General features: G+C 72.9%; 11 protein-coding genes, 1 pseudogene and 1 riboswitch. Of the genes and pseudogenes, 11 read left to right on the top strand and 1 reads right to left on the bottom strand.

All coding sequences use genetic code 11. The features are described 5' to 3' along the window. Positions 1–971: HEAT repeat domain-containing protein (locus ACYF6T_RS12735; protein WP_461696001.1), on the top strand; the 971-nt coding region annotated here is incomplete at its 5' end. Between the two features lie 3 nt (positions 972–974). Here the strand turns inward: ACYF6T_RS12735 and ACYF6T_RS12730 are convergent. Beyond that, positions 975–1,296, bottom strand: a pseudogene (locus tag ACYF6T_RS12730) (hypothetical protein). Between the two features lie 406 nt (positions 1,297–1,702). On the opposite strand from ACYF6T_RS12730, the gene ACYF6T_RS12725 reads away from it, so the two are divergent. The 10 genes from ACYF6T_RS12725 to ACYF6T_RS12680 all read left to right on the top strand — a co-directional run bounded on the left by ACYF6T_RS12725 (position 1,703) and on the right by ACYF6T_RS12680 (position 12,915). After that, a complete protein-coding gene (locus ACYF6T_RS12725) occupies positions 1,703–2,797 on the top strand; it encodes an LLM class flavin-dependent oxidoreductase (protein ID WP_461695999.1) in 1,095 nt (364 codons plus the stop codon). Continuing rightward, complete coding sequence (locus tag ACYF6T_RS12720) at positions 2,794–4,194, top strand: NtaA/DmoA family FMN-dependent monooxygenase (protein ID WP_461695998.1); 1,401 nt, start codon at positions 2,794–2,796, stop codon at positions 4,192–4,194. Before ACYF6T_RS12725 ends, ACYF6T_RS12720 begins: the two co-directional genes overlap by 4 nt. A gap of 108 nt (positions 4,195–4,302) precedes the next feature. Further along, the gene (locus tag ACYF6T_RS12715; RefSeq protein ID WP_461695996.1) at positions 4,303–5,226 is read left to right on the top strand and encodes an LLM class F420-dependent oxidoreductase; all 924 of its coding nucleotides are present in this window, start codon (positions 4,303–4,305) and stop codon (positions 5,224–5,226) included. Between the two features lie 56 nt (positions 5,227–5,282). Continuing rightward, positions 5,283–6,164 carry a DUF1684 domain-containing protein gene (locus ACYF6T_RS12710; RefSeq protein WP_461695995.1) on the top strand — a complete coding sequence of 294 codons (882 nt, stop codon included), beginning with the start codon at positions 5,283–5,285 and terminating at the stop codon, positions 6,162–6,164. Positions 6,165–6,216: 52 nt separating this feature from the next. Next, positions 6,217–6,329, top strand: a riboswitch (SAM riboswitch). A 34-nt stretch (positions 6,330–6,363) separates the two neighbouring features. Next, entirely contained in the window at positions 6,364–6,480 is a 117-nt protein-coding gene (locus ACYF6T_RS12705) for a putative leader peptide (RefSeq protein ID WP_461695993.1), read from the top strand. A 200-nt stretch (positions 6,481–6,680) separates the two neighbouring features. Then, positions 6,681–8,300, top strand: a complete 1,620-nt coding sequence (locus ACYF6T_RS12700; RefSeq protein ID WP_461695992.1) for an ABC transporter substrate-binding protein — start codon at positions 6,681–6,683, stop codon at positions 8,298–8,300. 3 nt (positions 8,301–8,303) lie between these two features. After that, complete coding sequence (locus tag ACYF6T_RS12695) at positions 8,304–9,263, top strand: ABC transporter permease (protein WP_461695991.1); 960 nt, start codon at positions 8,304–8,306, stop codon at positions 9,261–9,263. Further along, positions 9,260–10,183, top strand: coding sequence for an ABC transporter permease (locus ACYF6T_RS12690; RefSeq protein ID WP_461695990.1), 924 nt, complete (start codon positions 9,260–9,262; stop codon positions 10,181–10,183). Before ACYF6T_RS12695 ends, ACYF6T_RS12690 begins: the two co-directional genes overlap by 4 nt. Continuing rightward, complete coding sequence (locus ACYF6T_RS12685) at positions 10,180–11,850, top strand: dipeptide ABC transporter ATP-binding protein (RefSeq protein ID WP_461695989.1); 1,671 nt, start codon at positions 10,180–10,182, stop codon at positions 11,848–11,850. Before ACYF6T_RS12690 ends, ACYF6T_RS12685 begins: the two co-directional genes overlap by 4 nt. 12 nt (positions 11,851–11,862) lie before the next feature. Then, positions 11,863–12,915 (top strand): LLM class flavin-dependent oxidoreductase, encoded by a 1,053-nt coding sequence (locus ACYF6T_RS12680; RefSeq protein WP_461695988.1) that lies wholly within the window; start codon positions 11,863–11,865, stop codon positions 12,913–12,915. The last annotated feature ends 1 nt before the right edge of the window (position 12,916 follow it).

The following is a 12,916-nucleotide window of genomic DNA, read 5'->3' as shown; positions in this document are numbered from 1 at the left end:
CCAGGGAAGCGGCACCGGTGGCGCTGCGGCAGGAGCCCGTCGCCGCCGACCCCGCCGCCCGCCCCCGGACCGACGCGGACGCACAGGCCACGCCCCGCCTGCTCGAACTCCTCGCTCTCGCCGAGGACGAGCCCGAACTCGACGCTCTCGCCGACTACTTGACCGACCCCGAACCCAGCGTGCGCCGGACGGCCGTGACAGTCCTGACGGAGACCGTGCCGCCGGGCACCGGACCGGCGCTGGCCTCGGCGCTCACCGATCCCGACGCCGGCGTCCGCGCCGCCGCGGTCGCCTCCCTGCGCGAACTGGTCGAGACGCTCCCACCGGAACCGGCCCTGCGCGACGGACTCGCCGCCGCCCTGTCCGAGGCCGACCCCGCCGTCCGCGCCGCCGCTCTGGACGTGCTGCGTGCCCTGCGGCTGGGTGACGCCGCGTTGTTCGCGCGCTCCCTGACCGATGCCGACAGCGCCGTACGCATCGCGGCCGTGCGCGCACTGGTGTCGGTCGACGCCTTGGCCCAGGTGGCCCGCGCGGCGGCCGTCGATCCGTCCCGCGAGGTCCGCGTCACGATCGCCAAGGCCCTGGCCACCACGGGCACCGCCTCCGACACGTCCCGCTCGGCCCTCGCCGCGCTCGTCGACGATCCCGACACCCTGGTGCGGGGGGCCGCCTTCGAGGCTCTGGGCACCACGGGCTGCCCGGCCGCCCTGGCCGCCCGCGCCGAGGCGGCCCTGTCGGACCTGGCCTGGCAGGTCCGGGCCGGCGCCGCGACCGCGCTGGCCGGCGCGGAGACCGACCTGGCCGTCCCGGCCCTCGCCAAGGCGCTGACCGACCGCAACGCCGACGTCCGCAAGGCCGCCGTACTGGCCCTGACCCGGCACCGTACCGCCGAGGACGCCCGAGCCGCCCTGGCCACCGCGACGGCGGACTCGGACGCGGACGTCAGGGCCTACGCGGCACGGGCGCTGTGACGCCTACGTTGCGGCGATCTCCTGCCGGAGCCGGTGGGTGAAGCGGCGCAGCAAGTCCTCCGTCTCCCGGTGCCCGGCCTGCGGTCGTCCCTGCCCTCGCTGGGCCGGGAGCTCCACACCCGGCGCGCGAGGGCGTCGGCGAGATCGACGGGGTCGTCGTCACTCAGCCGGGTTTCCCGGAGGTAGTCGATGAGCTGGACCACGGCGGTGTTGAAGCCGACCCCGGCTTTCAGTTTCGGCTCGCGCAGCCACACGCGGTCCTGCCGGCGCGCGGTGAACCCACCCAGGACACGGTCCCGATGAGGCCGAAGGCTACAGAGCCCATCAAGGCCACGACTCACCTGTTGTCGCCCGCCCGGGGGCGGGGACCAGGTGGCGTCGCGAGCCGTCGGGCGGCGTCCGGCGACGGGTCCGAGGGGTGCGTCCACCACGCGTCCCGGCGGGCGAGGTGCCCCTTCGCCGTGTGCAACCTTGACACCCCCAGGGTCGGGCGACGTACGTTGAACGGGAAAGTTCCTGAACCGGTGGAGGCTTCGATGCGCGTACGGGGGGCGGCACCGCACGGTGCGTGCACCGGTGCGCGGCTGATCACCCGGCGGCATGTCGACTACTGCCGTACCTCCTCCGCCGTCTGTCCTTCCGTACCCGCCTGACCCCTGCCGGCCCTCTCGCCGGCCGTGTCTTCGTGGCCCTGTGGCCGCGCTCTCTCGTGTCCTGCGGAAGGATCTCCCTTGACCGGCCCTGCCCTGCACCTCGCCGTCGAGATCGACGGCGACGGCACCCATCCCGCGGCCTGGCGCCGCGCCGCCCACGCTCCCGATCAGCTGCTGACCCCGCGCCGCGTCGCCCGGGTCGCCGCCGTCGCCGAGAACGCCGGGTTCACCCTGATCACCCTGGACGACAGCGTGCTGCCGCCCGGCGCCGCACCCGATCCGGTGGGCCGGATCGGCGCGGTGGAGCGGGCGGCCTTCGCCGCGGCCTCCACCAGCACCATCGGGATCGCGCCCGTCGTCCCGGTCACGTATGCCGAACCCTTCCACGTCTCCAGCCAGTTGGCGTCCCTGGACCACGTCTCCGCCGGTCGCGCCGGGTGGGTGGTGGCGGAGGAGGAGCGTCCCGAGGCGGCCCGCGCCTGGGGGCGGCCGCTGATCGCCGACGCGGCCGCGCGGGCGCGGGAGTCCCGGGACGGTGTGGAGGTGGCCCGCGCCCTGTGGGACTCGTGGGAGGACGACGCGGTGATCCGGTCGGTGGCCACCAGCCGCTACCTGGACCGCGAGCGGCTGCACTACATCGACTTCACCGGCGACACGTACGCCGTCAAGGGCCCGGCGATCGTGCCGCGCTCGCCCCAGGGGCAGCTCGTCGTCCTGGGCGACCCCGACCGGGCCCCCGCCGCGCAGTTCGACGTCGCTCTCGTCGCGGGCCGTGACCTCGCGTCGGTCGCCGCGGCCTCCTCCGGCGCCGGTACGCCTCGCGTCTTCGCCGAGGTCGAGGTCGCGCTGGACACGCCGGACGCCACGGCCGCCGAGCGCGTCGCCGACCTGGAACGGCATGCGCCGTGGACCGACCAGGGCAGGCTGCGGCACATCGGCTCCGCCGACCAACTGGTCATGCTGCTGGTCGAGTTGAGTCGTCACGTCGACGGCGTACGGCTGCGTCCGCTGGTGCTGGACGAGGACCTCCCCGTCCTCTCCCGCCTCGTCCTGCCGGCCCTGTCCGAGCGGCGGCTCCTCGCCCGGCCGCTGCCCGGCACGTCCCTGCGCTCGACGCTGGGCCTTCAGCGCCCCGCCAACCGCTTCGCCGCCGCCCAGGAGAGCGCCCGATGACCCGCACCGATCCCCTCGACGTCCCCCGCCCGCACGCCCGGCTGCACTTCGGAGTGTTCTTCCAGGGCGTCAACCACTGGACCATCTGGTCCGTCCCCGACAGCGGCTCCCAGATCGACCCCGCATCCTTCCGCCGGGTCGCCCAGACCGCCGAACGGGGCCTGTTCGACGCGTTCTTCCTCGGCGAGGGGCTGCGACTGCGCGAGGTCGACGGCAAGATCCACGACCTCGACGTGGCCGGACGGCCGGACGCCATCACCCAGCTCGCGGCACTGGCCGCCGTCACCCGCCGCATCGGACTGGTCTCCACCTCCAACTCCACCTTCAACGAGCCCGCCGACCTCGCCCGCCGCCTGTCCTCCCTCGACCTGCTCTCCGAAGGCCGCGCCGGCTGGAACGTGGTGACCACCGACAACGCCTGGACCGGCGCCAACTTCCGCCGCGGCGGCTACCTCGACCACGCCGACCGCTACCGGCGCGCCGAGGAGTTCCTCACCGTGGCCCGCGCGTTGTGGGACGGCTGGGAGGACGCGGCGATCGCCGACTCCGCGGACGCACGGCACTGGTCGAGGCCCGGCGCCGTACACCAAGTACGCCATCACGGACCCCAGTTCGACGTCGACCTCGCCCCCACGCTGCCGCGCAGCGCCCAGGGGCACCCGGTCATCTTCCAGGCCGGCGACTCCGGCGAGGGACGCGACTTCGCCGCCCGCAACGCCGACGTCATCTTCTCCGCGCACGGCACCGACTTCGACGACGCCCTCGCCTTCGCCGACGACATCCGGCGCCGGCTGCGCGCCGCCGGCCGGCCCGACGACGACCTGCGCATCCTGCCCGGCACCGAGATCATCCTCGGCGCCACCGAGGCGGAGGCCCAGGAGAAGAAGCGCTGGATCCGCCTCCAACAGGTCACTCCCGCCACGGCGTTGGGGATCGCCGGCCTGCTGTGGGGCATCGACCTCTCGGACCGCGACGCCGACGGGCCACTGCCGACGGAGGATCCCGTCGTCACCGACAACGACGGCTCCTTCGGCGCCCGGCGCATCGCCGACCCGCGCAAGGTGGTGGCCGAATGGCGGGCCAAGGCGCAGGCGCACGGCTGGTCGCTGCGCGAGACCGTCATCGCGCTCGGCCCGCAGCGCGGACACGTCGGCACCCCCTCCGGCCTCGCCGACAAGTTCGCCCACTTCGTACGGCACGGCGCGCTCGATGGCTTCAACGTCACGCCGTACCTCATCCCCGACGGCCTCGACGACATCGTCGACCTGCTCGTCCCCGAACTGCAGGAACGCGGCGTCTACCGCACCGAGTACACCGGCACCACCCTGCGCGAACACCTCGCCCTGCGCGAACCCCTCACCCACCGCTCCGCATCCCACCGGCGCCAGGCGAGCTGACCAGCCCGGCGACGCCCCTCCCTCTCAGAGGACCGTGACACATGACTGACAAGAAGCCGTCACACACGCACCGGAATGCCCCCTCGGCCGGCACCGGTTCTGACTGACATGACTGTTGGAGTAGCGCTCAACGCGTCCGACGCGCCGAACCAGGTCGACGCCACCGTGGAACTGGCCCGAGAGGCCGCGCAGTTCGGTCTCACGTCGGCCTGGTTCGGGCAGACCTTCGGGGCCGACTCGCCCCAGCTCGCGGCGATCGCCGGGCGGGAGGTGCCCGCACTGCAGGTCGGCACCTCCGCGATCCCCGTCTTCGGCCGCCACCCGCTGCTGGTCTCCAGCCAGGCCCAGACCGCGCAGGCCGCGACCCACGGCCGCTACCACCTCGGACTGGCCCTGGGCACGAAACTGCTGACGGAGACCGGCTTCGGCCTGCCCTTCGAACGCCCCATCGCCCGGCTGCGTGAATTCCTCACCGCCCTGCGCCAGTTGACCGAGACCGGCAGCGCCGACTTCCACGGCGAGCTGCTCACCGCGACCACCCCCGTCCCGGCCCGGGTGCCGGGCGCCGACGGCGGCGTCCCCCTGCTGGTCGCCGCGATGGGGCCCCAAGCGCTGCGGGTCAGCGGTGAGCTCGCGGACGGCATCCTGCCCTACCTGGCCGGCCCGCGCGCCCTGGCGGACCACATCGTGCCCGCCCTGACCGCCGCCGCCGAGGCCGCCGGCCGGCCCGCGCCCCGCATTGTGGCCCTGGTGCCCGGCGTGGTCACCGACGACGTCGACGCGGTGCGCGCGAAGGCCACCGAGACCCTCGCGTTCTACGAACGGATCCCGTCCTACGCCCGGGTCATCGAACTCTCCGGGGGCCGACGGGCCGCCGACCTGGCCGTGATCGGCGACGAGAAGACCGTCGAGGCCGAGATACGCCGGTACCGCGACGCCGGCGCCACCGAGGTCGTCTTCTCCGGCACCGAGATCGCGGGCGACGCCGAACGCCGACGCACCTGGCAACTCCTGGGCGAACTGGCCGGCTGAGCACGCCCGTCGACCCGCCGGCCCCCTGCACCCCGTCACGAAGGAGCCCCGCACCCATGACCACCGAAGCCACCGCCACCGAAACCACCACCGCCGAAGCCACCGCCACCGAAGCCACCGCCGCCGAAGCCACCGCCGACCTCCACGCCTTCACCGAGACCTGGCTGGAGTGGTACCGCGCCCAGGAGGCCCGCCTCGCCGCCCCGCACGGCTTCCTTGCGATCACCGGCCTGCACTGGCTGACGCAACAGCCCCAGCGCTTCCCGGACGCGCCCGGTGCCTGGCGCACCGGCGATGACGGGGTCGTCGTGGAACTCGACGAGGACGAGGAACTGGTCGTCGACGGGGTGCCGGTACGCGGCGAACACCGCTTCGGCGTGCTTCCCGAACGCGGTGGCGTTGACGCGGTGTGGAAGGACGCCGTCATCGAGGTGGCCCGGCGCGGCGGGCACGACATCGTGCGCCCCCGCCACCCCGACGCGCCGCTGCGCACGGCCTTCACCGGCACGCCCGCCTACGCCCCCGACCCGCGATGGGTCGTGACGGGCCGCTACCTCCCCTTCGACACACCGCGGCCGACCACCGTGGGCGCCGCGGTCGAGGGCCTGGAGCACGTCTACGACGCTCCGGGCAGGGTCGAGTTCGAGCTGGAGGGGCAGCAGCTGGCGCTGACCGTCTTCCCCGGCCCCGGTGCCGGACGGCTGATGGCGCTGTTCACCGACGCGACCTCCGGGGTCACCACCTACGCCGCCAACCGGTCCCTGACCCTGGAGCCACCCGCCGCCGACGGCACAGTGGTCCTGGACTTCAACCGGGCCGCGAACCTGCCGTGCGCCTACACGGACCTGGCCACCTGCCCGCTGCCCCCGGCCGAGAACCGGCTGCCGGTGGCGATCGAGGCCGGCCAGAAGATTCCCCGCGAGCGCGGCGGTTCCTGAAGCACGGCTGGGCCGTTGACCAACGGCAAGATCTCTCCGTACGATCACGAACGGCATCGAGTGTCAGCGTCAAGCCCTGGCTCGCTGACCGGCAACCCTCCCCCGCGGTGGGGTGCTCCAGGTGAAAGCCCGGCGGAATCACCGACGATCCCGCAAGCGCGTGGCCCCGTGACCGGGGCCGGACAGGTGGAGGACCGACATGCGGCACGGTGGTGACCTCAGCGCCCGTTTCGCGGGCACCACCGTGTTCTCCCGCCTCTCGCGTCGGCGCCACATCGACCTCAAGCGCTCGACCAGCTGTCTCTGTCGGGCCTGACGGGCCTTCCCACCGCCGGCAGCGGTACGGCACCCGTCCTCGCCGCGTCCGGCCGCGCCTGACCCTCGCTCTGCCCTGATCCCTGTCTGCACCGCGCCTCCCCGGCGTCGCCCTCGCGCGCCGAACGAAGCCGCACGTCCGCGCACGGCCATGTCCCGTACGACTACCGTGCCCGGTGACACGAGTAGGAGAAGCCCTCCGTGACTGCACTCCCCCCTGTCAGAACCTCTCGGTGGGCGGCACTGGCCGCCCTCGTGACCACCAGCGTCCTGCTGACCGCCTGCGGATCGGGCGGCGGCGGCACGGGCGGCGGCACCGGACAGCCCACGTCCGGCGGCACCCTGACCTTCGCGGTGGGCTCGGACTCCGGCTGCGTGGATCCGCAGCAGGTCGGCAGCAACGAGACCATCTACTCGGTGCGCCAGATCGTGGACTCCCTGACGGACCAGGACCCCAGAACCGGCAAGATCGTGCCGTGGCTGGCGAAGAGCTGGGACATCAGCTCCGACGCCACGACGTTCACCTTCCACCTGCGCCCGGACGTCACCTTCAGCGACGGCTCGAAGCTGACCGCCCAGGTGGTCAAGGACAACTTCGACGCGGTGCCCCGACTCGGCGCGCTCGGCACCCTCGCCCAGGGCTATCTCAGCGGCGTCGAGAGCACCACGGTGATCGGCCCGCTCACCGTCAAGGTCACCTTCAAACAGCCCAACGCCCAGTTCCTGCAGGCCACTTCGACGCACTCACTGGGCATCGAGTCCGCGGCCAGCGTCAAGAGGACACCGCAGCAGAAGTGCAGCGAGGGCGTGATCGGCTCCGGGCCCTTCGTCCTGACGCAGTACGTGCAGAACCAGTCGCTCACCCTCGCCAAGCGCACCGGGTACGCCTGGGGTTCCTCGCTGTGGACGAAGAAGGGCGAGGCGTACCTGGACAAGCTGGTGTTCAAGGTCGTCCCGGAGGCCGGTGTACGCACGGGCAGTCTCCAGTCCGGGCAGGTGGACGCGGTCAGCAGCGTCGGCAGGGCCAACGAGGCGGCCCTCAAGGGCGGCCAGGTCACCCTCCAGCGACGGGCCAACCCCGGCGTCGTCTTCGGCCTCGGCCTCAACAACGCACGCCCGGCCCTGAAGGACACACGCGTGCGCCAGGCGCTCCTGTACGCCGTCGACCGGCAGCAGATCGCGGACACCGTGTTCCCCACCGGCACCCAGCCGGCGACCAGCGTCCTCGCCCACACCACGCCCGACTACACCAGCCTCGCCCCGGACCTGGCGACGGACGCGGCCAAGGCCACGTCGCTCCTGGACGCGGCCGGTTGGAAGACCGGCAGTGACGGCATCCGCGCCAAGGACGGCAAGAAGCTCACCCTGTCCATCGACTGGGTCCCCAACGCCGCCACCAACCAGCCCGCGTTGGAGCTGATCCAGCAGCAACTCAAGGCCGTCGGCGTCCAGGTGACCCTCAAGCAGCTCCAGCTCACCCAGCTCACCCCGACACTGCAGTCCGGCGACTACGACGCGGTGTGGACCAACGTCACCCGGGCCGACCCGGACATCCTGCGCAGCTCCTTCTCCACGAAGCTGGCCAACTTCTACCACCTGCCGGCCACCGGCCTGGACACGGCCCTCGCCGCACAGGCCGCGACCACGGACACCGCCAGGCGCAAGCAACTCGTCGGCCAGGCACAGCAGTTGATCGTGCACAACGCCAACTACGTGCCGGTCGTGGAGCTCCAGACCCAACTGGGCGTGTCGAAGAAGGTGCACCAGCTGACCTTCGACGCCTCCAGCCGGCTCCAGCTGCACGACACGTGGATCGGCTAACCCATGCGCCGCTATGTGATCAAACGGCTCGCGCAGGCGGCCGGCGTGCTGTGGGCCGCGTACACGGTCTCGTTCCTGGTGCTGGACTACCTGCCGGGCGACCCGGTCACGGCCATGGCCGGTGCCGGGATGGACTCGGGGCAGGTCGACCCGCGGCAGATCGCCGCCCTGCGGCACGAGTACGGCTTCGACCAGCCGGTGCTGGTGCAGTACGCGGAGTACCTGGGGCGCGCGGTGCGCGGCGACTTCGGCGACTCGGTGTCCACCGGCCGCCCGGTCACCTCCACCCTGTCCGCCGCGCTGCCGCAGACCCTGCAGTTGACCGGGGCGGCCCTGCTGCTCGCGGTGGTCGCCGGCGGTGGTCTGGCGGTGCTGGCGACCTGCACCACGCGGCGCTGGCTGCGCCAGCTGCTGCTGTCGCTGCCGCCGCTGGGGGTGTCCGTCCCGACGTTCTGGGTGGGCCTGCTGCTCGTCGAGACGTTCTCCTTCCGGCTGCACTGGTTCCCCGCGTTCGGCAACGACGGCATCGAGGGGCTGGTGCTGCCGGCCGTGACGCTGGCGGTGCCGACCGGCGCGCAGATCGCCCAGGTGCTCGCCAAGAGCCTGCTCACCGCCCTGGACCAGGCGTACGTGGAGACCGCGCGGGCCAAGGGCGCCGGCCGGTGGCGGGTCCATCTGCGCCACGCCCTGCGCAACGCGTCCCTGCCCGCGCTGACGGTCGTCGGCCTGCTGGTGGGACAGCTCATCGCCGGTTCGGTGGTCGTGGAGACGGTGTTCTCCCGCGACGGCCTCGGCCGCGTCACCGCGGCGGCGGTCACGGCCCAGGACATCCCGCTGGTCCAGGGGGTGGTGGCGTTCGGTGCGCTGATCTTCGTGACGACGAACCTGGTCATCGACCTGATCTATCCGCTGCTGGACCCGCGGATCGTGGTGACCTCCGGCAGAAGGGCGGTCCTCGCATGAGCCACGGCCTCGTCGACGACCCGGCCGAGGCGGCCCTGGGACTGGCCCGCCCGGTCGGAACGGACGCGGGACCGGAGCCGGGACGGCGCGTGGACGGACGGCGCCTGCTGCGGTTCGTGGTGCGCCGCCCGGGTCTGGTGCTCTCGGTCGTCGTCCTCGTCCTGGTGGTGCTGGCCTCGTTCCGGCCCGGCCTGTTCACCTCGCAGGACCCGCTGAAGGGCGTCCCGTCGCAGAACTTCCGCGCTCCCAGCGCCAGTCACTGGTTCGGCACCGACGAACTGGGCCGCGACCTGTTCTCGCGGGTCGTCCACGGCGCCCAACTCTCCCTCAAGGCCACGCTGATCGCGGTGGTGGTCGCCTTCGTGGTCGGCGGACTGCTCGGCGTGGTCGCCGGGTTCGTGGGCCGCTGGGTGGACGACGTGCTGATGCGCCTCGTCGACGTACTGCTGTCGATCCCCGCGCTGTTCATGTCCCTCGCCCTGGTCACCGCGCTGGGCTACGGCACGGTGAAAGTGGCGGTCGCGGTCGGCATCGCCAGCGTCGCCGGGTTCGCCCGGGTGGCGCGCTCTGAGGTGCTGCGGGTGCGGCAGGCGGTGTTCGTCGAGGCCTCGCGCGCGAGCGGGGCACGCTGGTACTCGGTGCTGGGCCGGCACGTGCTGCCGGGCGCGGCGGGCCCGGTGATCGTGCTGGCCACCCTCGACTTCGGCTCCTCCATCCTGGCCGTGTCGGCGCTGAGCTTCCTCGGCTACGGCGCTCCCCCGCCGGCCCCGGAGTGGGGCACGTTGATCTCCGACGGCCGCAACTACCTCGCCAACGCCTGGTGGCTGACCGCACTGCCCGGACTGGCGATCGCCGCGACCGTGCTGGCCACCAACCGCATCGCCCGGGCACTGGACGGCGAATGGTCCCGGCAGCCATGACCGACGAACCCGAGAACGGTGAGGACGTGACCACACCCCTGCTTGAGATACGCGGCCTGTCGGTGTCGTACCGCACCCGGGCCGGCACGGTCGAGGCCGTCCGGGGCGTCGACCTCGACGTGTGGCCGGGACAGGTGACGGCCGTGGTCGGCGAGTCCGGCTCCGGCAAGAGCACGACCGCCCACGCCGTCACACGCCTGCTGCCGGCGAACGGCCGCATCGACGCGGGCGCCATCCGCTTCGGCCGGCACGACCTGGCCGCCTTGTCCGAGGCGGAGCTGCGCACCGTACGCGGCGCGCGGATCGGGCTGGTCCCGCAGGACCCGACGGTCTCCCTCAACCCGGTCAAGCGGATCGGCGAGCAGGTCGCCGAGGTACTGCGCATCCACGGTCTGGCCAGTCGCCGGTCGGCTCCCGCCGAGGCGGTCGCCGTCCTGGACCGGGCCGGGCTGCCCGACGCGGGCGTACGGGCCCGGCAGTACCCGCACGAACTGTCCGGCGGCATGCGGCAACGCGCCCTGATCGCCATCGCCATCGCCGCGCGGCCCGAGCTGATCATCGCGGACGAGCCGACCAGCGCGCTCGACGTCACCGTCCAGCGGGTCATCCTCGACCATCTCCAGCGCCTGACGGAGGAGTCTGGCACCGCGGTCCTGCTCGTCACCCACGACCTCGGGGTCGCCGCCGACCGGGCCCAGCGGCTGGTGGTCATGTCCCAGGGCAGGGTCGTCGAGTCGGGCCCCACCCGTGACGTCCTGGCCGACCCGCAGCACGACTACACCCGGCACCTGCTGGCCAGCGCCCCCCACCTGACGTCCACCTCGCCCCGCACCCCGGTCTCCACCCCCGGGACACCGACGGCGCCCCTCGTCGAAGTCCGCCACCTGGTCAAGGAGTTCAGGCTGCCCCGCGCCGGCGACGGACCCCGCACCTTGCGCGCCGTCGACGACGTCAGTTTCACCCTCCACCGCGGCCGCACCCTCGCCCTGGTCGGCGAGTCGGGCTCGGGCAAGTCGACCACCGCCCGCCTGGTGCTCCGCCTCGCCGACGCGACCGCCGGACAGATCCTGTTCGACGGCACCGACGTCACCACCGCCCGGGGCGCCCAGGCCAGAGCGCTGCGCCGCCGCGCCCAGCTCGTCTACCAGAACCCCTACGCCTCCCTCGACCCGCGCTTCTCCATCGCCGAGGTGATCACCGAGCCGCTGCGCGCCTTCAAGGTCGGCGACCGCGCCTCCCGGCTCGCCCGGGCCCGCGAACTGCTCGACCGGGTGGCCCTGCCCGCCGCCACACTGGAGCGACGGCCCGCGGAGCTGTCGGGCGGTCAGCGCCAGCGCGTGGCGATCGCCCGCGCCCTGGCCCTCTCCCCCGACCTGGTGGTGTGCGACGAGCCGGTCTCCGCGCTCGACGTGTCCGTGCAGGCCCAAGTCCTGGACCTGCTGGCCGAGTTGCAGGCCGACACGGGCGTGGCGTACCTCTTCATCTCCCACGATCTGGCCGTCGTACGCCAGATCGCGCACCAGGTCGCCGTCATGCGCTCCGGCCGGATCGTCGAGACGGGCCCGCCGCAGGAGCTCTTCACCCACCCCCGCCACGCATACACCCGCGAGCTGCTCGCGGCGATCCCCGGCGGTCGCGTCCCCTCCCCCGAGCCCACGAACAGCTGAGGCCAGCCACACATGAACCCTCCCACCATCACCTCCCTGGCCCTGCTCACCCCCGGCAACTTCGCCGACGACGACCCCTACACCGGCCTGGAGGAGACCCTCCAACTCTTCGAGTACGCCGAACGGTTGGGCTTCGACGGTGCCTGGATCAGACAGCGCCACCTCGAACACGGGGTCGGCTCGGCCGCCGTGTTCCTCGCCGCGGCCGGCCAGCGCACCGAACGGATCGAACTGGGCACCGCGGTCATCCCGATCGGCTACGAGAACCCCTTCCGCCTCGCCGAGGACCTGGCGCTGGCCGACGTCCTGTCCCGAGGGCGGCTCCAGATCGGCTTCAGCACCGGCATGCCGCACGCCGACCTGCTCGGCGACCTCGTGTACGACGGCGACTGGCGCGGCTTCGACCTCTCGTACGGCAGAATCGCCCGCGTCCTGGACAACCTGCGCGGCGACTACCTCGGCGGCCCGGACACGGTCATCCACTCACCGGGCAACGTCCAGCGCCCCCGCCTGCAACCGCACAACCCCGAGCTGGCACACCGCATCTGGTACGGCGGCGGCAGCCTGCGCTCGGTCCGCTGGGCCGCCGAGCACGGCCTGAGCCTGCTGTCGGGCAACATCGTCTCCGGCGAGGACACCGACGACTTCACCACGGCCCAGCTGAACCTGCTGACCGAGTACCGGCGCACGCTGTCCGCCAAGGGCACCGACCGTCCGGCGCGGGTGGCTTTGGGCCGGGTCATCGTGCCCTTCGACAGCGCCGACGCCACCGGTCGTGCCCGCTACCGCGCCTACGCGGCCGCCCGCCACGAACGGACCCTGGCACCCCAGGGCCCCAAACGCACCCTGTTCGCCCCCGACGTAGTGGGCACCGCCGAGCAGATCCTCGACCAGCTGGCCGCCGATCCCGTCCTCGCGCAGGTGTCGGAACTGCGCCTGGAGCTGCCGTACGAGTTCCACCGGGAGGAGTACGAACAGATCCTCCACGACGTACGGCACCTGATAGCACCGGAGCTGGGCTGGCACCCCGCCTCCGCGCCGGCCCAGGAGGCGACGATCCGCTGAC

The organism is Streptomyces sp. 7R007 (assembly GCF_054850255.1).
Note: the sequence above shows the minus strand (reverse complement) of the source record. Positions and strands in the feature narration are given on the sequence as shown.

What these genes read in the sequence shown, in the direction of transcription:
- ACYF6T_RS12705 (WP_461695993.1), top strand. Translation starts at nt 6,364, where the DNA reads ATGCGGCACGGTGGTGACCTCAGCGCCCGTTTCGCGGGCACCACCGTG.
- ACYF6T_RS12710 (WP_461695995.1), top strand. Translation starts at nt 5,283, where the DNA reads ATGACCACCGAAGCCACCGCCACCGAAACCACCACCGCCGAAGCCACC.
- ACYF6T_RS12720 (WP_461695998.1), top strand. Translation starts at nt 2,794, where the DNA reads ATGACCCGCACCGATCCCCTCGACGTCCCCCGCCCGCACGCCCGGCTG.
- ACYF6T_RS12695 (WP_461695991.1), top strand. Translation starts at nt 8,304, where the DNA reads ATGCGCCGCTATGTGATCAAACGGCTCGCGCAGGCGGCCGGCGTGCTG.
- ACYF6T_RS12685 (WP_461695989.1), top strand. Translation starts at nt 10,180, where the DNA reads ATGACCGACGAACCCGAGAACGGTGAGGACGTGACCACACCCCTGCTT.
- ACYF6T_RS12715 (WP_461695996.1), top strand. Translation starts at nt 4,303, where the DNA reads ATGACTGTTGGAGTAGCGCTCAACGCGTCCGACGCGCCGAACCAGGTC.
- ACYF6T_RS12680 (WP_461695988.1), top strand. Translation starts at nt 11,863, where the DNA reads ATGAACCCTCCCACCATCACCTCCCTGGCCCTGCTCACCCCCGGCAAC.
- ACYF6T_RS12690 (WP_461695990.1), top strand. Translation starts at nt 9,260, where the DNA reads ATGAGCCACGGCCTCGTCGACGACCCGGCCGAGGCGGCCCTGGGACTG.